We start from the raw sequence: 23,220 nt of genomic DNA, 5'->3' as shown, positions 1-23,220 counted from the left end.
TGTCCGGCTCTTTGCTGCCGCCGACACCAGCGAACCGGCCCTCACAGATCAGGTGTGAGGGCCGGTTCTCTGGTGCGGATTCGGGGCAGGTGCGGCAAGGCGAAGGATCCGCACCTGCCCCGTGTCGGTCAGGCCGCCTGACTGTGCTGGTGGTCGCTGTCGAGGACGCCGGCGATCTCCGCGCCGATCGCAGCTAGTCGGGCTTCGGCTGCGACGAGCGTCTGCTCGTCAGGGAACAGGAGCGAGGTCGCAGCGTTGCGAGCAGCGTCCTCTTCCACTCGTAGCCGTTCGATCGACTGTTGCAACCGAGCGGATTCGGTTCGCTCTGGGGCGGTGAGACGGTGCAACGTCTCTGCTACTACTGGTGCGATGCGGGCTGTGCCCCGCCGGAGCTGAGACCGGGAGACCGGGACGTCCGCCAGTGTCGTGTAGTCATGCCGGATCGTGAATCCGACGATCTGGCCTTCGGACGTTTCCGGCGCCGCGGTGGACGCTGGCGTAAGTGGGAGCAATTCTGCGATGCAGTCCGTGACCTGGGCCAATGCCTGGCGCACTGGCTGCGTAGTCGAAGTTTGCGTACGAACACTCGCCGCCCTGCACGAGGGGAACCTGCAGGTCAGAACCCGAAACCTTGGCAATGGGGGCGGTGGCACAGAACTCGGCACTCAAAACAGCAGTCATCGAAGACAATCCTCACGTTCAAGGACTCATTTTTCGGGTGTTGTTCCCGGAAGCCCGCGCTTGCCGCATCCGTTTTCGGATACAGCCGGGTCGTCACCCGGAGCACCCCACCGCGGAGGAGGGTTGCCGACCAGCAAGCCGGGGCTGAACACTGGTACTCGTGACCTGCAAAGGAGAATGGCAGGAACTTCCAACCTTGTCAACCTGACGCGTAATCCATCTGTCTCGGCTGCATAGAGCCTGAGATCGAGCCGGCCGAACATGCTCGGCACGACGCTTTCCGAGGATGGCCTTCGAACTGCTCCGCAGTAGCAGATCTGCGTTCATCTGCTTGTCGGACGCACGCCCGGCAAGCAGATTGACGCAGTCTTTATTTTAACTTACATTCAATTAACGCCGACGGAGTGATCTCGGTTTTCGGGACGATGGCGATGAATCAGAGAGAACCAGCTTCGTTGGGCACCAAATTCATTGAAAGGTAGTGCGGTGAGCAAGGATTCGACACCAAATCCACTTGCGCAGCAGGTCATCGATCGGCACGCGTCGGGTTTTGACGCGTCGAGGCCGGCAGAGGTCAGCCGTCAACATCAGCGCGGCAAACTGACCGCCCGCGAGCGCATCGCACTATTGGCCGACGAGGATGGCTTCTTCGAATTCGGCGGACTGGCCGGGCCCGGGCCTGCTCAGCCCGGAAGCGACCCCCTGATTGCACCCGGCGACGGCGTCGTCACGGGAGTGGCCTACGTGGATGGTCGGCCAGTAGCGCTGGCGGTCTTCGACTTTACCGTGCTGGGCGGCAGCAACGGCGTCACCGGAATGCAGAAGGTCGCTCGATGCGCCGAACGCGCTCTGCTAGACCGGATCCCGCTGATCTTGCTGAGCGACGGGGGCGGGCACCGCATGCAGGAGGGTCTGGATTCACGCCACGCCGCACCCGGGTCACCTCTACTTCAACAGCTCGTCGATTTGTCGGGACTGGTTCCTGTCGTCTCGGCGATGATGGGCCCGGGTTTCGGTGTCGCAACAAACCTCGCTGCACTCAGCGATTTTGTTGTGATGGTCAGGGATATGTCGACCCTGGGGATGTCCTCCTCGCCGTTTGTCGCTGCTGCCACGGGTGAGAATCTGACCAATGAGCAGATCGGCGGCGCCGATGTTCAGGCATGCAACGGTGTTGCGGATATCGCGGTCGACGACGAGCCAGAAGCCATCGACGCGATTCGGGCGTTCCTCGGGTTCTTGCCGTCGAGTTCAGAGGAATTTCCGCCACGAGTGCCCGGCATTCGGAAACCGGCCGCCGTCGATCTCGACGAGGTCGTGCCGCTCAGCAGTCGCCAATCCTACGATGTCAGGGACGTAATCCGCGGAATAGCCGACGAGGATTCGGTATTCGAACTGCGCGAGGTCGTTGCGGCCAACGTAGTGACCAGCTTCGCGCGCATCGACGGACGTCCAGTAGGAGTCATCGCGAACCAGCCGCTTCATCTGGGTGGGGCGCTCGACAGCCCTGCCTGTGAAAAAGCCGCACATTTTATTGCAGTCTGCGATGCGTTCGGCTTGCCGCTGGTCATCCTGATCGATCTGCCGGGGTTCCTTATCGGTACTGCTGCCGAATCCAGCCAGTTGTCCCGGCGCAGTGGGCGATTGGTCTTCGAGATGGGGCAGGCAACCGTCCCTCGGTTCAGTATCGTTCTGCGCAAAGGGTACGGAGCCGCGTACATCGCGATGGGCGGCGGACGGAGCTACGGAGCCGATCTCGCCCTTGCGTGGCCTACTGCCGAGATCTGCGCAATGCCGGTGGAAGGCGCAGTTGACATCGCCTACCGCCGCGAGTGGGAAGCTGCGGATGATCCTACGGCCCATCGTAAGTCGCTGATTGCCAAGTTCAGTTCCAATATCGGAGCTTTCGAAGCCGCTGACGGATTCGGAATTGACGACGTGGTTGCCCCTTCGGATACCCGTCGACTTCTAGCCGAAGCACTGTCCCGGGTTGCTCCGCGACGAGAATCTCGGGTGCCGGGCAAACGCCGGACAATTTCCCCGATCTAGTCCGTCTCCACTTCGGAAGTACACGTACGACTAGGCCACCATCGCTCACAGCCCGAGCGATGGTGGCCTGATTTCTCCGAAAAATCCTGTCAGCCAAGCATTCTGGATTCAGTATCGCTGCGATTACGCCTTGACTACAGCTGCCAGCTTTCGCTTCTCGGCGAAGGCAAGGGCGTCGGCCCAGGTGGCACCCTTCATCAGCAGGCCTCGGTACTTCATGATCACAGCCTGACCGTTGAGGGTAAGGGCGCCGACCAGACGATCACCCTCGCGATAGAGCGCGACCCAGCGGTCACTGTCGAGTTCACCGTCGACCACCACAATCTCGTCGGCCTGCGGAACCCCTACGAATTGAATCCGGCTGCCGTACCAGTCGGACCAAAAGTAGGGAACGGTGGTGTAAGCCTTCACGGCATCAGGATCGAGCGCGTTGCGGGCAGCGGCGGCTCCCTGCTCGGCAGCACTGGTCCAGTGTTCCAGACGCTGTGAACGATCGAAAAGCGTGTTATGCCAACGTGCTACATCGCCGGCCGCATACACTCCCTCCACACCGGTGTAGAGGTTCTCATCGCACACGATTCCGTTGTCGAGAGTCAGGCCAGAATCCTCCAGCCAGCCGGTGGCCGGCACAGCACCGATGCCCACGACCACCAGATCCGCGGGCAGAACGGTGCCGTCCGAAAGGACCACGCGTTCAACGCGTCCGGCGCCCTCCACTGCGCTCACACCCACCCCACACAGGAGTGGTGTGCCGTTGCGCTCGTGCAGGGATGCGATTGCACCACCCAGCCTCTCGCCGACGGCCCGCACCAACGGAGTGGCCAGCGCCTCTACGACCGTGACGTCCACGCCTCGCTTACGCGCTGCGGCAGCCACTTCGGAGCCGATGAATCCGGCACCGATCACTACCGTCCGAGCATTCGCGTCGAGTGCCGCACGCACCGCAATCGCGTCATCGATGGTGCGCAGGGAATGAACGCCCGCAAGCCCCTCGGTACCGGGCAAGAGGCGCGCATCGGCCCCGGTGGCGATGACAAGAGCGTCGTAATGCACCTCGCTTCGCCCCTCACGGTCGTCGACTACGACGACTTTCCGTGCGGTATCGAGGGAGGTCGCGCGTCGTCCCAGTAGCAGTGTCACATCGAGTTCATCCGAGAATGTGCGACTGTCACGGAATTGGGTGGACTCGGGTTCCGATCCTGCTTCGAGATAGGCCTTCGACAGCGGTGGACGGTCGTAGGGCAGGTGCTTCTCTCCACCGATCAGTGTGATCGGTCCGGTGAAGCCGGTCTTCCTGGCTGCTTCGACCGCACGCAGTCCGGCCAGAGACGCGCCGACCACTACCAGATGCCGCTCGCTCATATCCTCGTCCTCTACTTGATGTCGTTTTGTGGGAGTTCCCCTCCTCCGGAGAACCCGCGGCGCTTCCCCTAGCGGATGATCCGCAGCGCCTCAGTGGGGCAGCCCGCTACGGCCTCTTCGATCTCGGCGAGTTCATCGGGCCCGATGTCGTCCTTGAGCAGGAGCAGGTCGCCGGAGTCGTCTACTTCGAAGAAAGCCGGCGCCAAGGACTCACAGATGCCCAGTCCGGTGCACTTCTTCCTGTCAACTTCAACCTTCATGACGGTGTCCTTTCGACGCGATTGCGCAGTTCCTACAGGGATCATTATTTACTTTAATATAGATTAAAGTATCTCTTCCGGCAGGTCCACTTTCCAGTGCGCATCGGTGGGCCATGTTCAGGAGGTAACTGGGGTGGCCGGTGTGCCGATATAATCGATCCGTGCTTAAAAACGATACGGCCGGATCAGCGGCCGAGGACCGGACGAAGAGCGCCCTCACGCGTGAACGCATCCTCGATTCCGCTGCATACGTGCTTAGCCGGAAGGGCTTCGCCGGTACCCGGCTGGTAGATGTAGCCGCTCACGCCGAACTTCAGGCGCCCGCCATCTACTACTACTTCAAATCCCGCGAAGAGCTGATCGAAGAGGTCATGTTCGTCGGCATCTCCAATATCCGCGCCCATGTGAGCGAGGTACTCGAGGCGCTCGACCCCAATACGCGTCCTATCGACCGCATCGCGGCAGCCGTCGAGGCGCATCTGCGCTATGAACTTTCCATCTCGGACTACACCACAGCCGCCATCCGCAACGGTGGACAAATGCCGGAGCACCTTCGTGAGCGGCACGAGAGCGTACGCAACAAATACGGCAACGAGTGGCAGGCGCTGTACCAGGCGGCCAAGGACGCCGGGGAACTACGCGAGGATCTCGACGTTCGGGCTACCCGCATGCTGGTAATGGGGGCGCTGAACTGGGCGGCAGAGTGGTGGAATCCGAAACGAGGCGGCTCACTGACCAGCCTCGTCCGGACCGCGCAGTCCATCGTGCTGCACGGTATTGCGAGTCCTGCCGCACTTGCCGGAACGGTAGCCGACACATCCTCGGCACCCGCCCCCGAGAAGTCGAGCACTAAGCGCGTGGCCGCGAAGTCCAACACTGCGAAGGCAGTCGGTCGCAGGTCCGGCACCAAGACGGCAAGCGCCAAGAAGGTCGCGGCAAAGGGCTGAAGCGGTGGCCACTGAATCTTCCGGTGGCCGCCGCTCTCAGATCCTCACTTCCGCTACGCAGTCGCTTCCACAGCGAATCGCTCCCGGACCGCGTCGACAACAATCTTGGCGGTCTCAGCGCAAGCAGTGGTGCCGCCGTTGGCGTATTCCTTCACCCCGTCGCCGACGTTCCACAAGTTGGCGATCGGAGTGGTGTTTGGCAGATCGAAGCCCGACACCGCGCGCTGCGGCGGCCACCCGTCGCGGGTGGTGACGACGGAGAGGATTCGAGCCTTGTCGAAACCCTTGATCTCCGCCTGCAGCTCGTCGAGGAGAATCTTGGTTTCCGCTTCCTCGTCGAAGTCACCCACCGCAGGTTTCGGGACTGCTGCACCGACGTAGAGGTTCCACCCTTCCGGAGCCATCTCGGGGCACACATCGGTGAAGTTCGCGACATAGCAAAGACGCTTGGTGTTCGCGAAGCTCAGCATGCCGGGTACGTCGATCAGTCTGTCCTGGCTGGCGAAGTTGACCGCGATCATCGAGCAGGGCCGGTCACCACGCTTCACGGTCTCGAGGTAATCCGCCGGCAGATTCTCGCTGCCGACGAGACTCACCGTGGCCGCGGGGCCGGTGTCGCTGACTGCAAACCTGCAGGAAACCTCCACGGACTGACCGTCGCGCTCGATCACAGCTCCGGTCACCTGACCGTCGGCGGTGATGATGCTCTCGACTTCAGCGTTCAGCCAGAGCTGTCCGCCGTCACGTTCGAAGGCGCTTGCCAGCGAACGCCAGATTCCGATGGTGCCCTCGGGAGCGAAACCGAAGGTCTTGAACGCACTCTTGCGAGTGAAGTACGTGAGGAAAACCCGGGCCGGGAGTTCCTCCGAACTCACCGCGAACACCGAACCGCACATGTTGCGGAAGATGCCGCGCACGCCCTCGTTCTTGGTGTACTTGCACACCCACTCGTCAGTGGACAACTCGTCCTCCGGCAGACCGGAATCGTTGCGGGCCGCGCCGATTCCCTTGACCAGCTTGGCACCCTGACGGGTGAGCTTGCCGAGAAGGAAGCCCCAACCGCCGCCACTGACATCCACATCCTTACCACCCAGACGATAGAGAATCGGGGGCTTCGGCGAACGCACGTCGAATTCTGCACCGAGTTCGGCGAAGGTCTCCTCGGTGATGCCGCCGGTCTCGATGACTATGGCACCGTTGTTGACCTTGAAGCCGTCAATGTCGTGTGTGGAGGCGCGGCCACCAACCTGATCCAGACGCTCCACCAGCAGAGTGCGGTAGCCCAGATGTTGTAGCCGGGCCGCAGCGAACAGACCGCCGGCGCCGGCGCCGGCTACCAGGGCGTCGAAGTTGTTCTCGGGACTACTCATAGCGATGCTCCTCAGTGAAATTCTCGGTAAGAACGGCGCGGGCCGAGAAGTAGCGGCACGCGAAATCGGTCAGTACGAAGCCGGTAACCCGAGGGTGGTCTGAGCGATGTAGTTGAGCACCATCTCCCGACTGACCGGCGCGGTGCGCAGCATCCTCGTGATGAACCACAACTCCGCCAGGCCGTATTCCTTGCTCATCCCGTTGCCTCCGTGCACCTGGATGGCCTGATCGAGAGCTTTGAGCGACGCATCCGCCGCGACGAACTTCGCCATGTTCGCAGCTTCGGCAGCATCGAGTCCGGCGTCGTGAAGTGCGGCACTGCGCTGCGTGGCGAGACGCGCCATCTGCACGGCGACATGTGCTTCCGCCAACGGATGTGAGACGCCCTGGTGCGATCCGATCGCGACATCCCACACCTTGCGGTCCTTGGCGTATACGGTGGCCTTCGCGATGGCGTATCGGCCGATACCGTTGCTCAGCGAGGACGCCAGGATGCGCTCGGGATTCAGTCCGGCGAACACCTGCCTCAGACCCCGTCCTTGCGCGCCGATCAGCGCTTCCGGGCCGACCTTGACGTCGTCGAAGAAGACGGTGAACTGACGGTCCGGATTGACCAGCGCCGTTTCGAGCGGCTGGAACACCAGACCGGGAGTGTTCTTGGGGACCACGAAGAGAGACAGCGGACTGCGCTTCGAGCCCGGAGCCTGCTCGATGCTCGCATCTCGCGTCACCACGAGAAGAGCCTCGGCTTCCTCGATCGCGGAGATGAAGTACTTGCCGCCGGTAATGCTCCAGCCCTCGCCACTGCGACGGGCCGTGGTGGTCACATTGTGACTGTTGGAGCCCGCCTCCGGTTCGGTGAGCGCGAAAGCCATTCGTCGCTTGCCGGAGGCCAGTCCGGGCAGCCACTCGTCCTTCATTTCCTCGGAGCCGTGCTCGGCGATGATGCAACCGCAGATGGCGGGCGAGATGACGCCGATCAACAGTGGCATCCCGTGTGCGGCAAGTTCTTCGAGCACGATGACGAACTCGGACAGACCGGCCCCGCCGCCGCCGTATTCCTCGGGTAGGTGGACACCGACGAGGCCCGCCTCGCCCAGCTCATTCCAGAGCTCGTCGACGTTGCCACCGGAACGGGAACGCTCCAAATAGTATTCGGGGCCGAACTTCTCGGCGATCTTCGCGACGCTCTCGCGAATCAGGCGATGCTCATCGGTATCTACGACCAATCCGGTCACGGCGGTCACTTCCCTTCGAAGGTGGGGTGTTGTCTGGCAATGAAACTCGTGAAAGCTCGCTGCGCGTCTCGGGACGAACCGATGAGGCCCACCGCGGCCGCCTCGTCTGCCAGTTGCTGCGACAGCGTGGTGGTGGACGACTGCTGGAACAACGCCCGCATGGCGCCGTAGGCGACGGTAGGACCGGTGGCCAGTTTCCGTGCCACGGCAGCGCCCTGTTCTCCAAGTTCGGAAGCCGGCACCACCCGGGTGATCAGACCCCAGTCCTCAGCCTCGTGCGCGTTCAGCACACGGTCCTCGAAATAGAGTTCCGCTGCGCGTCGGGCGCCCACAAGCCGTGGCAGGAACCAAGAATTGCCACCGTCACCGGCGAGTCCGATCTGGCCGAACCCTGTGGCGAACTTCGTTCCCTCGGCAGCGAGCACGATGTCCGAGACGTAGATGAGGCCGAGCGCCCCGCCCGCGACGGCGCCATGCACCGCGGCGACCACTGGTACCTGCAGCCGGGAGAATTGCCGCAGCGCGTCGTGATAGCGCCCGGCCATCCGTCCGAGAACTTCGGGCACCTCCTCCGAGGGGGTTGAGGCAAAGACGGTGATGTCACCGCCCACGGAGAAGACTTTCCCGTTTCCGGTGATCAATACAGCGCGCACGGTGCTGTCATGGGCGATACGCTGCGCGATGTCATAGAGATCGTCCGCGACGTCCTGGTTCATCGCATTCTTGGCATCGGGACGATTGAGAGTGACGGTGGCCAGTCCGTCCACTACAGCCATCTCCACCGCCCGCTGCTCCTGCAAGCTCATACAGCTTCCGCCTTATTGAATCTACTATCGATTAGAAAATGTAACGATGTCAACCCCGTTCACGCCCGACAACAGAGACGAAGGAAACGCAACTACCCGGGCGGCCACCCAAGTTGTGGGTCAACGCAGTCCGTGGATCGTCCAGTTGCCGCGCTCCTGCAAGCCCGCGAAACTGCAGCCAGCATTCATACAGCATCCGAAGTCCACTGGCCCCCACTGGATGACCGAACGATTTCAACCCGCCGTCCGGGTTCACGGGAAGTCGGCCGGTCCGATCGAATTCACCGGCCAGCACGTCCTTCCAACCCTGTCCACGGTCTGCGAAACCGAGATCCTCCATCAGGACAAGTTCAGTGGGCGTGAAGCAGTCGTGCACCTCAGCCAGGGAAATCTGTGTGCGCGGGTCGATGATCCCCGCCTGTGCGTACGCGTCCTGGGCACTGCGGACAACCTCGGGGAAAGTCGTGAAGTCGTAGCCTGGGTCGGTCGCACCCAACGCGGGACCCGCAACGAGCGAAAGTCCCCTCACATACATCGGGGTGTCGGTGTAGAGATGTGCGTCCTCCGCGCGGACGATCAATGCGCAGGCGGCACCGTCGGACACGCCGGAGCAGTCGAAAACACCGAGCCTTCCCGCGACCAGCGGGGCGCTCTCGATCCGCTCGCGGGAAACTTCGGATCTGAACTGCGCCTTGGGATTCAGCGCACCGTTCACGTGGTTCTTCCACGCTATGTGCGTCATTGCCGAACGCATTTGCTCGGGGTCGACGCCGTAGCGTGCGCAGTACGCCGGGTCCAGCAGCGAGAACGCCGCGGGCGCTGTCATCGACAACTCAGCAGCAGTGCCGTCCCCGGGAGGATCCCCGCGTAGCAAACCCGAGAAGCCGGAGTCTTTGAGCTTCTCCACACCAACGGCCATCACCTTGTCGTACGCACCGGAAGCCACTGCATAGCAGGCATTCCGGAATGATTCCGAACCGCTGGCACAGTAGTTCTCGACGCGAGTGACGGGCTTGTAGTCCAGGGCCAACGGCTTGCTCAGCGTGAGCCCACTCTGACCACTGCCGAGGGTTCCGAGCCAGAACGCATCGACGTCCGCCAGTGAGATGCGATCATTGCCATCGAAGCAATCGGCCATGGCATCGACGAGCAGATCGTCCGCGCTGCGGTCCCAATGCTCACCGAAGGAAGTACAACCCATAGCGACGATGGCCACCTTATCGGCAATTCCATTGCTACTCATAGCGCCTTGGCCTTCCAGAAGTAGTTGTGCACTCCGCTTGTGGTGCCCAAACGGCGGAACGTCAGGCCTACTCGGGCGCCGACCCTCAGTGTCTCCGCGTCGGAATCTGCAACCTCGAGGGTGTAACGGCCACCGCCGTCGAAGTTCACCACGGCATCCACGACCGGCGGAGACGGCGAGAACGCCAGTCGGTCTACGGTGTACGTGGCCACGCTGCCCTCACGCGGCGCCAGCGACTCTGCGATCATCTTGTCGACCGCCCCGCAACCCTTGCAGACCCGAGCGGGCGGAAGGTGCAGGAAACTGCAAGCAGAACAACGTGTTCCAGCGAAGTTGAATTTCCAGCCCAGGGCCCGCGCGGAGGGCGGAGCAGCCGCCCAATCGGGTTCAGGACGGCGCGGCGGCTCACGATCAAGGAGTCCACGCCAATTGAGATAGGTGAAATACGGGAGCGCACGGCCAGAGTCCAGTTGGTTTGCCACGCTGACACTCTGGCGAGCCTGGAGGATCCGGTCGGTAGTTCGCAGAACAAGAGCATCGGCTCCGTCGGCCGCCGAGATCAGCAGGATCGACTGCCCGGGCTCGGCGCGGTCCAGTACGTCGGCAAGAGCGAGCCCGAGGCCCGCGGCACCGGCGTACCCGATCGGAGATCCGGTAGTTCCGATCACCGCGGGCAGCAGTTTCGCTGCTCGTTTGGTGACACCGCTGTTGGGCGAGACCACCACGACGTGATCGACCTGGCCGATATCTGCTTTTGCCAGTGCCTCTTTCGCGACTTCAGCGATCAGCGGGAGGTACCGCTCCAGCCCGAACCGCTCCTCCCATTGGCTGCCGGCTGCAGCGCCGGGAACACGCCAACGGTCCAGGAACTCTTCACTGAGGCTGGCCCGAGCGAGCACTGTGGCAAGTGCTGTCTCAGCGGAACCGAAGACGAAAGCCGCCGCCCCGTCACCACCGCTCCGTTCATCGGCCGAACCCGGCCGCCCGGTGATCACATCGGACAACACTGCCAAGCCGCCCGACTCTCCAGCCGTGAGCAAGGCTGCCACCGTGCCGCGCGCGCTGCCGGCGATATCAGCAGCAAAAACATCGCGATCCAGACCCAATGCCGCATGCACCGCAACGGCATTGGTCTTGTCTGCATACGCCGGCGAGGTAGTGGCCAGATACAGCGAACGCGGATCCTGGTCCGTCCCGCCCGCGAGCGCCGCACGTGCGGCCTCGACAGCCATCGTGGTGCTGTCCTCGTCGAACGACGCGGCAACACGTTCACCCCGTCCCCCACTCGCGCCACCGGCGCTCGCGATCTCGGCCAGGGACACCCGGTGTCGCGGAAGGTACGTGCCGTATGACGTGATACCAAGGCGTTGAGTTGTCATGAACTACAGAACCTTTCAAGAATCGTGGCGAAACGGCGCCGCCCGAGATCACAGCTCATCGAGATCACGGTCCTCCCGCCAACGGTCGGCAGAGGGGTCGAGCAGGCGTTCCATCGCCTCGTCGCTCAGCCACACGAGCGCCTCGAGAACAAGGGCGTCGAGATAGCGTGTCTGTCCCGTGCGGAGATCCTCGAGACGCAACCGGGGGCTCTTGGCATTCTCGTCGATCTCCACCGAAACCTGGGCGAACTCGCTGTACACGACCGCTTTGCCGGACATGACCATCTCCTAGATCAAGAAGCCCATATTGGGCAGTGCATACTCGTTGTCCACCAAGACCACGGTCTTGCCCGCCAGCCGAATCGCGCCGTCAATCACGCGTAGTCGGTAGGTGACCCGGCCCGCGAAGGTGTCGGTCCCCCGCTCCTTAGCCGAGAACAACATGAAATTGGCACCCACGACGGTGTTCTCGACACCGGACGCGGCCTGCTCCGTACCGAGCAACTCGACGTTGGAGACCACACGGCGCATGTTGGACGGCGGTGATTGCGCATAGCGCTTACCCGTGCGCAATTGCTTCAATCGGGTGGAAATACGATTCCGATTGTCGTAGATCACCGACATGTGGGTCTTCGGGTCCTTGTCGGTACCGTCGATGGGCACCCAGTACAGGGCATCGTCGGTCCACAGCGCTTCCCAGGAATCGAAGTCGTGCTCGTCGGCATAGCGCGCTTCCCGGTAGAGGAATGCTTCCACCTGACGGATGTCGGTGAGATCCGGCGTCCCTTGGCTGCGATCTTCGAATGCGACGCTCACTTTGTTTCCTCCCCGACAACGGCAACAACATCGGCATCAGCATCAGCGACTACATCCGCCGGCGCCTGCATGATCTGCTTGTAGTGACGCCAGAAGGCGCGCATCGCGGTCTCGTCGGTGGCGGTTCCGATCTGATAACCACGCTCGTCGGTCTGTTCGCGGTCAACGCCACGGCGGATGTCCACCCAATGCGGTTCGCGCATAGTCACACCCACTTGATTTCGCTCGTACATCTCGGTGTCGTCGGCAAGCAACATGCCGGCCGGGCCCACCGAACCGATCGACTGCGACACCATCCGGGTGTTAAGTTCCGGAGCACCCTTGAGCTGCACTGCGGTCGAGTACTGCACGCACTCGTGCGCGGAGAGCGGCTGAATGTTGAATACCTGAATCTCGGCGATGAACAGGTTGGGAAAAATCATGACATGGGGAGCACCCTCGATCATGATCTCTTCGGCGCCGGCGCCGTGCTTGGCGCGCATCGCTGCCACATAATCGGGAACCCGATCCTCGGTGGTGCCGAACCAGCGCATCGGCTCGGCGAAGGTGCGAAACTCCGGTCGGAGATCGTTCTCACTGTGCCCGTTGCCGAATGCCCTGGTAACTGCTGTGGAGTTGTCACTGTAGAGCGCACCGATGGGGCTGCCCGTCACCGAGAAAATGGAGCCGTGGACAAACTGGGGATGGTATCCGTCAGTCTCGTTCTCGGCCAGCAGTTTCCAATTGGCACGGGTCTTGTGCTTGAGCCAACCCGCGGTCAACTCCACCTCCCCCTCCGGCGAAAGCCGTGCCAGTCGGTCGAGTTCGCCCGCAGCATCGCCGAGGTGCTCGAGGAGAGTGGGTCCGGCCTCGGCGAAACTGCCGAACACGAAGCCTTGATAGACGGCGACGCGGGGCACTCGGCCCATGCCGAGTTCGAGCTTGTTCTTTCCGCCGTACCCCTTGTTGTACGGGTAGCCAAGCAGCTCACCGGTATTGCGGTACGTCCACCCGTGGTACGGGCACCGGAACGAACTCGAATTCCCGGCGGCGTCGTCGCACACGAGGTTGGCGCGGTGGGCGCAACGGTTGAGCAGCAGGTGTACGTCACCGGACTTGTCCCGGGTCATGATGATGTCTTGTAGGCCTAGCTTCTTGCGGACGTAGTCGTTGGGTTCGGGCACCTCAGAGGTATGACCGACAAAAACCCAAGTCTTGTACCAGATTCGCTCGAGTTCGTCGGCGAAGACATCGTCGTTGGTGTAGAGCGATCCGTGGATTCGCTCGGGCTCGATGAGGGCCGAGTAGTCGACTCGAGGCGCTCTGTCGACCACGGGGTCGCGGTCCGTTGCAAGAGTCACTGTTCTGCTCCGATCCTTCAATATTACTGTTGACGAATATGTTTGGCTGCCTCGGTGGCGAGGCGAAATTTCTGGATCTTCCCGGTGGTAGTGGTGGGCAGCTCCGAAGCGTCGAGGAACCAGACGTGCTTGGGTACCTTGAAGCGAGCCAGGTGCTCCCGGCACAGCGCCAGAACCTCATCCTCGGTGATCGTCGATTTCGGTGCGCGCACTACGCAGGCACAGCCGACTTCGCCCCATCTGTCGTCAGGTACACCGATTGCGTACACCTGACTTACTTCCGGGTGGGCTGTGAGCAGTTCTTCGATTTCCTTGGGCATCACCAGTTCTCCGCCGCTCTTGTAGAGCTCCTTGGAGCGGCCGGTGACCTGCACGTAGCCGTCCTTGCGGACGATTCCCAAGTCTCCGGTGTAGACCCAACCGTCACGTAGGCCTTTAGCGGTCTCCTCGGGCTTGTCCCAGAATCCGAGCATCGCGGTGGGACCCCTCGAAATCAGTTCACCTTCTTCGCCGTTCGGAAGAAACTCACCCGTCACGGGGTCGGCAGTGCGGTACTCACACAAGTCGCCTGACCGCTCAGGGATTCCCGCGACGCCGGCCAATTTGGGCTTGCCGACCGTGGTAGCCGTCAGTTCGAAATTATCGTCCGGATCATTCAGAGTCATGGCTCCGCCGCACTCGGTCATACCGTAGCCGGTAACGATCTCGGTGATGCCGAGAAGACCAGCAGCCTTCTCCCACAACCACACCGGACCGGGAGCCGCACCCGAAAGCAATGCGCGCAGGCTGGAGAGATCGTAGTCTGCGATGTCCGGGCGTTCCAGAATGCCCACTGTCATAGTCGGCACACACAAAATATCGTTGACCTGATGCCGTTCGATGCCGGCAAGGTAGGCAGCGGGATCGAACGTGGGTTGCAGAATAACGGCGCCGCCCACCGTCATCGCGGCCAGCAGGCCCTCGATGTAGCCGAACATGTGGTAGCACGGCAGCGAGAAGAGCACGCGCCAACCGTCGTCGAAGGCCCGAGTCAGTGCCGACGCGTAACCGGTGCGCTGGACCGCGTCATGGGTTACCTGCACGCCCTTGGGCGAGCCGGTGGTTCCCGAGGTGTAGAGAATGTCTCCTACCGAACCCGGGTCGACGACAATGCCTGCGCTGGCGCCCGCGTTTTCCCGACCAAGCTCCTCCAGGTCTTGAAGTGTGCGCACGCCGGCCCTGGCCTGACCGTCGACACTGACCTGTACGACATGTCGCAACAACGGCAGAGCCGTCTGCCCTTCCGTGGTGTCCCAGCCTGGTGCAACGGAATCGAGCATCTCCGGGTAGTCCAGACCGGCGTGTCCTGTCATAGTGATCAGCACTGTGCAGTGGGACTGCTCCAGGACGTAGGCCAACTCTTCTGCCTTGTAGAGAAAGTTGAGCGGAATCGCCACTGCACCGGCCTGGGCCACCGCGAACTTCACCGGAACGAATTCGGTGTAGTTGGCCATCACGATCCCGACGTGATCGCCGGGCTGGACGCCGAGAGTCACAAGGCCGTCTGCCAGACGACGCGACCAACTCGCAATCTCACCGTAGGTAGTGGTCTTTTCATCGGTAATGACCAAGGGTCGGTCACCGAAGAGTTCTGCCCTGTGATCCAGCCAGTCCCCCAGCGAACGCTGTGTCCACTCGGGGAACTGACGCTCCAGCGCGTCGCGCCGTTCCGCGATCGAGTTCACCACGACTATTTCCTCCTTTTTTAAATCGTAATTAGATTAAATGCGACTTAGGGGAATGGCAAGTTCAGGCATTCGTCTCTATCGGCCCCGGAACACAGCCGGGCGCTTCGCCGTGAATGCTTCGACTCCTTCGGCGAAGTCCTCGGTGTCGAAGAGCCTGGCCTGAGCTTCGACCTCGAGGTCGAGTAGATCCATCGGCGCCACAGCTCCGCGGCTCCAGATCCATTTCATTTCCCGCAGCGCCAGCGGAGGCGCGGCAGCAATCAGTTCGGCATCGGACAACGCGCGCTCGAGTGCGGTGCCTGCCGGCACCGTCTCGTCGACCATGCCCAGGCCCAGGCCCTCCACGGCAGACAGTCGTTTCGGCAGCATCATCAACTGCCGCGCCACCGCAGTCCCCACCCGAGACGGCAACGAGTAGAAGATTCCCATGTCCCCCGCCAGTCCGACGCCGGTGAACGCCGTGCTCAGGACCGCATCTTCACTGACAACCACTCGGTCGCAGGCCATCGCGAGCGAGACGCCCGCACCGAACGCAAAGCCTTCGACGGCCGCGATGACAGGCTTGGAACCGCCCCAGATCGCCCGGATCACACGCTGGGCAGCCTGAGCGCGAATGACGGTCTTCTCCGCGATCTGGCGGTCCATGGTGGAGATGTCCCCACCTGAACAGAAGGCTTTGCCGGCGCCGGTCAGCACGACTACCCGAACGGACTCCACGGACATTGCTGCTTCCAGAGCCTCGGCCAGCTCCACCCGCAATATCAGGTCGATGGCGTTTCGTTTGTCCGGGCGATTGAGGGTGATCAGACGAGTGGTGCCACGATCTTCGACGAGGACCGTCGATTCCGGCTCCATCTCAGCGGCCCACGAATTTCGGCGCGCGACGCTCGAGAACCGCGGCGAGTCCCTCGCGGGAGTCTGCAGTCCCCGACAGTTCGGAAACCGTGCGCGCCTCTTCTGCAAGCCGGTCGGCTACGGTGGCGCCCACGCCTCCCCAGAGCAGTCGCTTGGTCGCTCCGACCGCAAGTGGGGCGAGCTCGGTGAATTGTGCGGCGTACTCGTCGGTGCGCTTCGCGAGCTCTCCAGCGGGAACGACGGATGTGATGAGACCGATCTCCAGCGCGGTCTGCGCGTCGAGAGTCGGGTTGGTCAACAGGATTTCGGCGGCCTTGCGCAGACCCACGAGCTGAGTGAGGGTCACCGACACACCACCATCGGGAGCCATACCCACGCGGACGGCGCCGGACATGAACTTGGCAGTTTCCTCGGCGATCACGAAATCTGCAGCGCACACCAGGCCCAACCCGCCGCCACCTGCAGCGAAACCATGCACCGAGGCGATGACCGGGACCTGAAGTTGCATCAGAGCCGAGGTCGCGATTTGCAGCCACGCTGTGGCCTCGCGGAGGTAATCCGGCAGCGCCTCGCCCTTGGAGGCGAAGGTGCGGACGTCACCGCCGGCACAGAAGTGCTTGCCTTCCCCGGTGATGACGACAACCCTCACCCGCGGCTCGCCATGACACCGCAGCACCGCAGCATGCAGGGCCTGGAGGAATCCGACGTCCATTCCGTTGGATGCTTCAGGTCGGTTAAGACGCAGCCTGGCAACACCATTGGACTCGAGGTCCAGCAGCACAGGCCCATCGGGGATCAAATTTTCAGTCATGGCGTGCTCCTTCGTTGATCCTTGTTGGTGAATTCGTCAATGCCTGTGCCGCTCGAATCCTCACTGAGATGATCGAGAACGGTGCGATGCTCCAGAGACAGTCCGTCCGCCAGCGGCAAACGAAGCCCCGCGTAGACGAGTCGCTTGCTGCGCCCTAGTGCAACGGGGTCCTTGGCCGCCAGAGCTTCGGCAAACGCGTCCACATCCGCATCGAACGTGTCCGCCGGCAGAGCGCGATAAGCGAGCCCCCAGGCCACTGCCTGATCCGCGGAGAGCCTGTCGCCGGTGAGAATGTGTGCGAGCGCCCGTTGCCGGCCAACCAGGCGGGGAAGTCGCTGCGTGCTACCACCACCCGGCACCATGCCGTGATTGGAATGAGTATCGGCCAGTTTGGCTTTCGCGTGTACCAGCGCAATATCAGCGGACTGCATCAATTCGAAACCGCCGGCCATGGCGTAACCCTCGACTGCCGCGATCACGGGCACATCCAGCTCGGCGATCGCCGAGCACGCCCGGCCGAAGTTACCGAACAGCTCTGACATCGCATCACGGCCTTGCTCGCGCAATTGCTGCAGCTCGTGGAAATCCCCGCCCACAGAGAAGTTGCCGCTGGCGCCGCGCAGAACTATCACGCGTACCTGCGGCGCCAACGTCCGAAGCGCCGTCTCCAACTGCTCACCGAGTGCGACGGTGATCGCGTTCATCGCCTCGGGCCTGTTGAGCGTGATGCGGCCGATGGCCCCGTCCACAACGGCCTCGACGACGGACTCGGTACGCTTCACATCCGCGGCAGTCACATCAGCCGCCCGCCGCCGACTTCGAGCACGGCACCGGTCATGTAACTCGAATGCTCCGACGCCAGGAACAGCACTGCCCCCGCCACCTCACGGGGTTCGCCGGCCCGCTTCATGGGAATATCCGCCTCACGAGCAGCGAAGATATCGGGCGGCATGGCCTCGGTCATCGGGGTGCGAATCAGGCCCGGCTGCACGGCATTGACTCGAACACCTTTGTGCGCCAGTTCCTTCGCGGCAGACTTCGTCAGACCGACAATGCCGGCTTTTGCGGAGCTGTAGTTGGACTGGCCGAAGTTGCCGGACTTCCCCGACAGAGACGACATGTTGATGATGGATCCGCTACCGGCTTCGCGCATCACGGCCGATGCTGCTCGCACACCGAGCCAACTGCCCTTGAGATGCACGTTGAGGACCGCTTCGAAGTCGGCCAGCGTCATCTTGCCCAGCGACGAGTCTCGGGTGATGCCGGCGTTGTTGACGAATATGTCCAGGCAACCGAACTCTGCGACAGTCGCTTCCACTGCATCACGCACGGAGTCCTCGTCGGTGACGTCGCAACCCCGGCCCACGGCGCCCTCACCCAACGACGCGGCAGCCGACGCAGCCTGATCCTCATTGACGTCGAGGATCATCACCTTTGCGCCCTCTTCATGTAGGAGGCGTGCGATTTCCAGTCCAATTCCCTGAGCAGCGCCCGTAATGGCCGCACTCTTTCCCTCTACCAATCCTGCCCTCACGATGCGCACCCCTGGTCCGACTCGGCACCGAACACGACGTGGCAGACCCTGCGAAGAATCCTCATGCAACCTCCTGGATCAATACTTTTGAATTTAACATAAATTAGTTAAGCTGCCGGAGTCAATGCCGGAGCGCCAAGACACGGAAGCGAGACAAGCAGATGGACCTAGGTCTGAAGAATGCACGGGTGCTGGTCACCGGAGGCGGATCGAACGTGGGCCGCGGTATCGTGCACGGCTTCGCCCGCGAGGGCGCCCGAGTAGCAATCTGTGACATCGACGGAGATCAGGCCGAGAAGGTGCGCATCGAGGCCCTCGAACTCGGCGCCGCCGAAGCCATCGTGCTTGCCGAAGACCTCACCAAGGAAGGCGGCGCGGAACGATCGGTGGGCGCACTCCTGGAAAAGTGGCGCGGCATAGACGCATTGGTGAACAACGCCGGATTCAGCGAGGCCGAATTTTTTGCCAAGGACACCGACCGAGCGCGCTGGCAGAAGACCATCGAGATCAACCTCTACACCGCGATCGCCTGCACCCAGGCCGCACTCGGCCCCATGCGAGAGGCCCAAGCCGGCTCCATCGTCTTCATTTCCTCCGACGCGGCCTTCGGCGAAATCCGGCAAGGCATCTACGGAGCGACCAAAGCCGGACTGATTTCCATGGCTCGCACCGTAGCGAAAGAGCATGGACGCCACGGCATTCGCTCCAATGTCGTGTGCCCGGGACTGGTACTCCCCGAGAGCCCGGACGCCGTGGGCGCAAGCAGTCTGTGGGCGGGCGGCGCAGACACGGTGTTCAACGCCGGCCAGATCGAAAACCTCGAAAAAGGCATCCCCCTTCGCCGACTCACCACCGCCCACGACGTCGCTGACGCCGTCGTCTTCTTCTGCTCCGCAGGTGCTGCCCGCCAGATCACCGGCCAGGTCTTGTCTGTCAGCGGCGGGTATTCAATGCCGTGAACGTTCGCGAAACGAGGGCGAACAAGCCGTCCACCTCCGGCAGCAAGTCCGAAGCGACACAGGAGCGCCTTCTGTTCGCGGCCGCAAAAGTACTCTCGCGCAGGGGCATTTCCGAGACTCGCCTCACCGACATCGCCGAGATGGCAGACCTGCGCGCACCTGCCGTCTACTACTATTTTGCGTCCCGGCACGATTTGATTTCCGAAGTCATGTCGGTCGGCCAGACCCGTCTGCGTGAGCACGTCGCCGCCGCCCTCGACTCCCTACCCGCACAGACTAGCCCGATGGACCGAATCTGCGCCGCAGTTGCGGCGCACCTCGAAGTCGAGCTCGAACTATCCGACTTCGCGACAGCAGTCACCCGCAACACCGGCCAGCTGCCCGACGGCATCCGCGAGCGACTGCGCGAAGATTCGCATGCCTACTCCACCTTGTGGCGCGAACTGATGGATGCAGCCGCCGTGGCGGGGCAGATCAGGGCAGATCTCGATCTCAGAACTGCCCGCAAGTTGGTGATCGGCGCGCTCAATTGGGCCCCTGAGTGGTGGCGAGGATCGGACGGTTCCCTGGCCGACCTCGTGGCAACCACACAGAGCCTGGTCCGGCACGGACTGAGCCCCGTCGCCACTTAGAAGAATGCCGAAACTACAAGGAACTTCCTCAGATTCGGCCCGATGAAGGGAAAACCGCTATGACAAAACCACTCGCAGGATGCCGGGTCCTCGAACTTGCGGGGATCGGTCCAGGACCTTTTGCCGGAATGTTCCTGGCGGATCTCGGCGCCGAGGTTGTGCGGGTGGACCGCCCCGGCGGTAGCGGGTTTTTCGCCGGTTCGGAACACGTCGACATCATGAACCGCGGGAAGCAGTCACTGCTACTGGATCTCAAGAAGCCCGAAGCGGTAGACGTACTTCTCCGCATGGTGGAGCACGCGGACGTGCTGATCGAGGGATACCGACCCGGCGTAGCCGAAAAGCTGGGGGTCGGTCCCGAAGCCTGCCTGGCCCGCAACCCCAAGCTCGTCTACGGCCGGATCACCGGCTGGGGCCAAGACGGCCCGCTCGCCCAATCAGCCGGCCACGACATCGACTACATCGCACTCACCGGCGCATTGCACGCCATCGGCCCCGCGGACGGAGCCCCACAAATCCCGCTGAACCTTCTCGGCGACTTCGGCGGTGGCGGTGCCTATCTCGTGATCGGCGTGCTCGCAGCACTCATCGACGCCAAGGCGACCGGCACCGGCCAAGTGGTGGACGCCGCAATCGTCGACGGCGTCAGCCACCTACTGTCCTCGACGCACATGATGATCGCTGCCGGAGCCTGGGCGGACCGCCGCCAGAGCAACATGCTCGACGGCGGCACTCCCTACTACTCGATCTACGAGACTGCTGACGGCCGTCATATGGCCGTGGGCGCCCTCGAGCCCAAGTTCTATGCCGAACTTCTCTCCGGCCTCGGGCTGGACGAGCCGGCGCACCGGCAGCACGACCAGAGCCGCTGGCCGGGGCTTCGCAGAAGTATCGCTGCTACGTTCAAAACCCGCACGCAATCAGAGTGGACGGATCACTTCGCGAACACTGACGCCTGCGTGGCACCCATCGCGACTCTGACGGGCGCTGCCGAAAATTCTCACGTTCGCGCCCGCGGTTCCCTCGTCGAGGTCGGCGGCGTGCTGCAGTCCGCACCGGCGCCGCGATTCTCCAAGGAGCAGTCGACGGTGAACTGGCCGCCTCCCATGCCCGGTGAGCACTCCCGAGAAGTTCTTACCCGTTGGGGCGCAACCCATATTGACGATCTCATCGCCCGCGGAGTTGCCATCGAAGCGCTCGAGGTGACAGCCCCATGACCGCACTCCCCGAGCAGTCCGTCAGCTCGAGCACCCCCGGCGTACACCGAGTAGCCGAGGGGATCTACCGAATTCCGCTCGCTCTTCCCATGGCAGACCTCACGACTGTCAACTGTTACGCCGTCACGTCGGGGTCGTCGATCACCCTCGTAGACCCGGGATGGGCCTCGCCGGCTACGGAACGCGCCCTGAGCGAGGCTCTTTCGAATCTCGGATTCGCACTGGCAGACGTCGAGCAGATCGTTGTGACGCACACACATTGGGATCACTACACCCAGGCCATCGCGCTTCGCGATTCCTACGGAACACCAGTGCTCGTGGGCGAGCAGGAACAGCACACCATCGATGCGTTCGACACCATCGCCGGGATGCACCCGCGACAGGTGGAGTTACTGAGAACCTGTGGTGCCCCCGAACTGGCTGATTCGATCAAGGCACTCGAATTCGAAGAACACGAGAGAGACGTCCCTTTCGGGGAGCCTGATGAGTGGTTGAAAGACGGACAACAACTTTCGGTCGGCGACCGGACGCTCCACGTTCATCACACGCCCGGACACACTCGCGGCCACATGATCGTGATCGATCCCGAGCGGAACGTCATGATCACCGGCGATCACATCCTCCCGCGGATCACGCCATCCATCGGATTCGAGCGCGCTCCGGAGGAACTGCCGCTCGCCTCGTTCCTCGAGTCTCTGACACTGGTGAAGTCTCTGCCAAACACTTCCATGCTCCCGGCCCACGGACAGGTCACTCCATTCGTCCACGAACGAGTCGATGCCCTGCTCGCGCATCACGACGCGCGGTTCGGTGCCGTTCTGTCACAGGTAATCTCGGGCCGTCACACCGCAGCCGACGTCGCCGATGCACTGACCTGGACGCGGCATGAGCATGCGCTTGCCGACCTGGGCGACGTCCATCGCATGCTGGCGATCCTGGAGATCGGCGCACACCTGGACGTGCTCGCGGTGCGGGGACGCCTGACACGCACTGACGTCGAAGGCGTCCACCACTTCACTCTCTGACTCCCCCAAACACTTGGGTGGGGTGTCGAACAGTAACTGTTCGACACCCCACCCAGGAGCAACCGAGCGTTATCCGAGCGGGTTCACACCCCGAACTGCACCGGCCATGTCGGAGATCTCCGCCCAACGCTCTGCAAGCTGGTCGACGGTGGGAGGCTCGGCGAAGGTCACGCCCTTGTTCTGGAACTGCGCCACGCGCTGAACCTGGCCGCCACCGACCACGAACACCGAACCGGTATCTGTGGATTCCTCGGTGAGGAGGTAGCCGACGACCGGAGCGACGTGTGCCGGCGGCAGCTTCTCGAGAAACTCCGGCGGTGCGATGTCCTCTGTCATCCGGGTTGCCGCCAGCGGCGCAACCGCATTGGCATTGACCCCGTACTTGGCGCCCTCGATTGCCAGCGTGTTGATCAGGCCGACGAGTCCGAGTTTTGCTGCACCGTAGTTGGATTGACCGAAGTTGCCGAAAAGACCACTAGTAGAGGTTGCGACGACGATGCGGCCGAACTTCTGCTCGCGGAAGTGTGGCCACGCCGCCCGCGAGACGTTGTATCCGCCGTAGAGATGCACCTTCATCACTGCGTCCCAGTTGTCGCTCGTCATCTTGTGGAACGCACCGTCGCGGAGGATGCCGGCGTTGTTGACCACGCCGTGCACCGCACCGAATTCGTCGAGTGCCGTCTGAATCAGGGACTGCGCGCCCTCCTCGGTAGCCACGCTGTCGTAGTTGGCTACCGCGAGACCGCCGGCCTTGCGGATCTCCGCCACCACGTCGTCGGCCATCGTCGATCCGGAACCCGAACCGTCGCGGGCGCCGCCGAGGTCGTTGACCACAACGCGGGCGCCTTCTCGGGCGAGCAGCAACGCGTACTCGCGTCCGAGACCGCCACCGGCTCCGGTCACCACGATGACCCGGTCATTTACTCCTGGCATATCTACCCCTTGAACTCGATGAATGTGTTATCCGC

23 protein-coding genes, 1 pseudogene and 1 riboswitch are annotated in these 23,220 nt (G+C 62.6%); of the genes and pseudogenes, 6 read left to right on the top strand and 18 right to left on the bottom strand.

Annotation, left to right across the window (positions count from 1 at the left end):
- Positions 1-128 precede the first annotated feature (128 nt).
- Together AOT96_RS35590 and AOT96_RS36265 are read right to left on the bottom strand one after the other, a co-directional pair.
- Complete coding sequence (locus AOT96_RS35590) at positions 129-554, bottom strand: hypothetical protein (RefSeq protein WP_058228049.1); 426 nt, start codon at positions 552-554, stop codon at positions 129-131.
- Positions 463-681 (bottom strand): annotated as a pseudogene (locus AOT96_RS36265) (aminotransferase class V-fold PLP-dependent enzyme); the annotation flags it as partial. The pseudogene AOT96_RS36265 and the gene AOT96_RS35590, both read right to left, overlap by 92 nt.
- A 51-nt stretch (positions 682-732) precedes the next feature.
- A riboswitch (SAM riboswitch) is annotated at positions 733-847 on the bottom strand.
- 320 nt (positions 848-1,167) lie between these two features.
- On the opposite strand from AOT96_RS36265, the gene AOT96_RS33420 reads away from it, so the two are divergent.
- Complete coding sequence (locus AOT96_RS33420; protein ID WP_058228048.1) at positions 1,168-2,730, top strand: acyl-CoA carboxylase subunit beta; 1,563 nt, start codon at positions 1,168-1,170, stop codon at positions 2,728-2,730.
- 123 nt (positions 2,731-2,853) lie between these two features.
- Here the strand turns inward: AOT96_RS33420 and AOT96_RS33415 are convergent, their stop codons facing one another.
- Positions 2,854-4,092 (bottom strand): NAD(P)/FAD-dependent oxidoreductase, encoded by a 1,239-nt coding sequence (locus AOT96_RS33415; RefSeq protein ID WP_065353021.1) that lies wholly within the window; start codon positions 4,090-4,092, stop codon positions 2,854-2,856.
- Positions 4,093-4,160: 68 nt separating this feature from the next.
- Positions 4,161-4,352, bottom strand: coding sequence for a ferredoxin (locus AOT96_RS33410; protein WP_058228098.1), 192 nt, complete (start codon positions 4,350-4,352; stop codon positions 4,161-4,163).
- Positions 4,353-4,513: 161 nt separating this feature from the next.
- Between AOT96_RS33410 and AOT96_RS33405 the strand changes: the two genes are divergently transcribed.
- A complete protein-coding gene (locus AOT96_RS33405) occupies positions 4,514-5,299 on the top strand; it encodes a TetR/AcrR family transcriptional regulator (RefSeq protein WP_074447138.1) in 786 nt (261 codons plus the stop codon).
- A 53-nt stretch (positions 5,300-5,352) separates the two neighbouring features.
- Here the strand turns inward: AOT96_RS33405 and AOT96_RS33400 are convergent, their stop codons facing one another.
- The 13 genes from AOT96_RS33400 to fabG all read right to left on the bottom strand — a co-directional run bounded on the left by AOT96_RS33400 (position 5,353) and on the right by fabG (position 18,419).
- Positions 5,353-6,669: a phytoene desaturase family protein gene (locus tag AOT96_RS33400; RefSeq protein ID WP_058228046.1), complete on the bottom strand. Its 1,317-nt coding sequence runs from the start codon at positions 6,667-6,669 to the stop codon at positions 5,353-5,355.
- A 69-nt stretch (positions 6,670-6,738) separates the two neighbouring features.
- The gene (locus AOT96_RS33395; protein WP_058228096.1) at positions 6,739-7,908 is read right to left on the bottom strand and encodes an acyl-CoA dehydrogenase family protein; all 1,170 of its coding nucleotides are present in this window, start codon (positions 7,906-7,908) and stop codon (positions 6,739-6,741) included.
- A gap of 5 nt (positions 7,909-7,913) precedes the next feature.
- On the bottom strand, positions 7,914-8,714 hold the full coding sequence (locus AOT96_RS33390; protein WP_082654928.1) for an enoyl-CoA hydratase-related protein: 801 nt from the start codon (positions 8,712-8,714) through the stop codon (positions 7,914-7,916).
- Between the two features lie 49 nt (positions 8,715-8,763).
- The gene (locus AOT96_RS33385) at positions 8,764-9,957 is read right to left on the bottom strand and encodes an acetyl-CoA acetyltransferase (RefSeq protein ID WP_058228044.1); all 1,194 of its coding nucleotides are present in this window, start codon (positions 9,955-9,957) and stop codon (positions 8,764-8,766) included.
- On the bottom strand, positions 9,954-11,336 hold the full coding sequence (locus AOT96_RS33380) for an OB-fold domain-containing protein (protein ID WP_058228043.1): 1,383 nt from the start codon (positions 11,334-11,336) through the stop codon (positions 9,954-9,956). The genes AOT96_RS33385 and AOT96_RS33380 overlap by 4 nt, the downstream gene beginning before the upstream one ends.
- Before the next feature lie 48 nt (positions 11,337-11,384).
- Positions 11,385-11,615 carry a hypothetical protein gene (locus tag AOT96_RS33375; RefSeq protein ID WP_082654939.1) on the bottom strand — a complete coding sequence of 77 codons (231 nt, stop codon included), beginning with the start codon at positions 11,613-11,615 and terminating at the stop codon, positions 11,385-11,387.
- A 9-nt stretch (positions 11,616-11,624) separates the two neighbouring features.
- Positions 11,625-12,152 (bottom strand): aromatic-ring-hydroxylating dioxygenase subunit beta, encoded by a 528-nt coding sequence (locus AOT96_RS33370; protein WP_058228042.1) that lies wholly within the window; start codon positions 12,150-12,152, stop codon positions 11,625-11,627.
- Positions 12,149-13,465: an aromatic ring-hydroxylating oxygenase subunit alpha gene (locus AOT96_RS33365; RefSeq protein ID WP_058228095.1), complete on the bottom strand. Its 1,317-nt coding sequence runs from the start codon at positions 13,463-13,465 to the stop codon at positions 12,149-12,151. Before AOT96_RS33365 ends, AOT96_RS33370 begins: the two co-directional genes overlap by 4 nt.
- Positions 13,466-13,515: 50 nt before the next feature.
- Positions 13,516-15,219, bottom strand: a complete 1,704-nt coding sequence (locus AOT96_RS33360; protein ID WP_058228041.1) for a class I adenylate-forming enzyme family protein — start codon at positions 15,217-15,219, stop codon at positions 13,516-13,518.
- Between the two features lie 75 nt (positions 15,220-15,294).
- Entirely contained in the window at positions 15,295-16,074 is a 780-nt protein-coding gene (locus AOT96_RS33355; protein ID WP_058228040.1) for an enoyl-CoA hydratase/isomerase family protein, read from the bottom strand.
- Between the two features lies 1 nt (position 16,075).
- Positions 16,076-16,885: an enoyl-CoA hydratase/isomerase family protein gene (locus AOT96_RS33350; protein ID WP_058228039.1), complete on the bottom strand. Its 810-nt coding sequence runs from the start codon at positions 16,883-16,885 to the stop codon at positions 16,076-16,078.
- Entirely contained in the window at positions 16,882-17,682 is an 801-nt protein-coding gene (locus AOT96_RS33345) for an enoyl-CoA hydratase/isomerase family protein (protein WP_257233028.1), read from the bottom strand. The genes AOT96_RS33350 and AOT96_RS33345 overlap by 4 nt, the downstream gene beginning before the upstream one ends.
- Positions 17,679-18,419 carry a 3-oxoacyl-ACP reductase FabG gene (gene fabG, locus AOT96_RS33340; RefSeq protein WP_058228093.1) on the bottom strand — a complete coding sequence of 247 codons (741 nt, stop codon included), beginning with the start codon at positions 18,417-18,419 and terminating at the stop codon, positions 17,679-17,681. Before fabG ends, AOT96_RS33345 begins: the two co-directional genes overlap by 4 nt.
- A gap of 161 nt (positions 18,420-18,580) precedes the next feature.
- Here fabG and AOT96_RS33335 point away from each other — a divergent pair, with 161 nt between their 5' ends.
- The 4 genes from AOT96_RS33335 to AOT96_RS33320 are packed head-to-tail and all read left to right on the top strand — an operon-like array spanning position 18,581 to position 22,252.
- Positions 18,581-19,378: an SDR family NAD(P)-dependent oxidoreductase gene (locus tag AOT96_RS33335; protein ID WP_058228038.1), complete on the top strand. Its 798-nt coding sequence runs from the start codon at positions 18,581-18,583 to the stop codon at positions 19,376-19,378.
- Positions 19,375-20,010 carry a TetR/AcrR family transcriptional regulator gene (locus AOT96_RS33330; protein WP_058228037.1) on the top strand — a complete coding sequence of 212 codons (636 nt, stop codon included), beginning with the start codon at positions 19,375-19,377 and terminating at the stop codon, positions 20,008-20,010. Before AOT96_RS33335 ends, AOT96_RS33330 begins: the two co-directional genes overlap by 4 nt.
- A gap of 59 nt (positions 20,011-20,069) precedes the next feature.
- On the top strand, positions 20,070-21,227 hold the full coding sequence (locus tag AOT96_RS33325; RefSeq protein ID WP_058228036.1) for a CaiB/BaiF CoA transferase family protein: 1,158 nt from the start codon (positions 20,070-20,072) through the stop codon (positions 21,225-21,227).
- Positions 21,224-22,252: an MBL fold metallo-hydrolase gene (locus AOT96_RS33320; RefSeq protein WP_058228035.1), complete on the top strand. Its 1,029-nt coding sequence runs from the start codon at positions 21,224-21,226 to the stop codon at positions 22,250-22,252. The genes AOT96_RS33325 and AOT96_RS33320 overlap by 4 nt, the downstream gene beginning before the upstream one ends.
- Positions 22,253-22,321: 69 nt before the next feature.
- Here AOT96_RS33320 and AOT96_RS33315 read toward each other — a convergent pair whose 3' ends face one another.
- On the bottom strand, positions 22,322-23,185 hold the full coding sequence (locus AOT96_RS33315; protein WP_058228034.1) for an SDR family oxidoreductase: 864 nt from the start codon (positions 23,183-23,185) through the stop codon (positions 22,322-22,324).
- Positions 23,186-23,220 lie beyond the last annotated feature (35 nt).

The organism is Rhodococcus sp. 008 (assembly GCF_001682295.1).
In the GTDB taxonomy this organism is placed as follows: domain Bacteria; phylum Actinomycetota; class Actinomycetes; order Mycobacteriales; family Mycobacteriaceae; genus Rhodococcus_F; species Rhodococcus_F qingshengii.
This window is presented reverse-complemented; position numbering and strand designations above follow the sequence as displayed.

Excerpts from the sequence above, each read along its gene's own strand:
- AOT96_RS33335 (WP_058228038.1), top strand. The coding sequence starts at position 18,581 with ATGGACCTAGGTCTGAAGAATGCACGGGTGCTGGTCACCGGAGGCGGA.
- AOT96_RS33325 (WP_058228036.1), top strand. The coding sequence starts at position 20,070 with ATGACAAAACCACTCGCAGGATGCCGGGTCCTCGAACTTGCGGGGATC.
- AOT96_RS33400 (WP_058228046.1), bottom strand. The coding sequence starts at position 6,669 with ATGAGTAGTCCCGAGAACAACTTCGACGCCCTGGTAGCCGGCGCCGGC.
- AOT96_RS33415 (WP_065353021.1), bottom strand. The coding sequence starts at position 4,092 with ATGAGCGAGCGGCATCTGGTAGTGGTCGGCGCGTCTCTGGCCGGACTG.
- AOT96_RS33375 (WP_082654939.1), bottom strand. The coding sequence starts at position 11,615 with ATGTCCGGCAAAGCGGTCGTGTACAGCGAGTTCGCCCAGGTTTCGGTG.
- AOT96_RS33315 (WP_058228034.1), bottom strand. The coding sequence starts at position 23,185 with ATGCCAGGAGTAAATGACCGGGTCATCGTGGTGACCGGAGCCGGTGGC.
- AOT96_RS33385 (WP_058228044.1), bottom strand. The coding sequence starts at position 9,957 with ATGAGTAGCAATGGAATTGCCGATAAGGTGGCCATCGTCGCTATGGGT.
- AOT96_RS33355 (WP_058228040.1), bottom strand. The coding sequence starts at position 16,074 with ATGGAGCCGGAATCGACGGTCCTCGTCGAAGATCGTGGCACCACTCGT.
- AOT96_RS33390 (WP_082654928.1), bottom strand. The coding sequence starts at position 8,714 with ATGAGCTTGCAGGAGCAGCGGGCGGTGGAGATGGCTGTAGTGGACGGA.
- AOT96_RS33350 (WP_058228039.1), bottom strand. The coding sequence starts at position 16,885 with ATGACTGAAAATTTGATCCCCGATGGGCCTGTGCTGCTGGACCTCGAG.
- AOT96_RS33320 (WP_058228035.1), top strand. The coding sequence starts at position 21,224 with ATGACCGCACTCCCCGAGCAGTCCGTCAGCTCGAGCACCCCCGGCGTA.
- AOT96_RS33410 (WP_058228098.1), bottom strand. The coding sequence starts at position 4,352 with ATGAAGGTTGAAGTTGACAGGAAGAAGTGCACCGGACTGGGCATCTGT.
- AOT96_RS33380 (WP_058228043.1), bottom strand. The coding sequence starts at position 11,336 with ATGACAACTCAACGCCTTGGTATCACGTCATACGGCACGTACCTTCCG.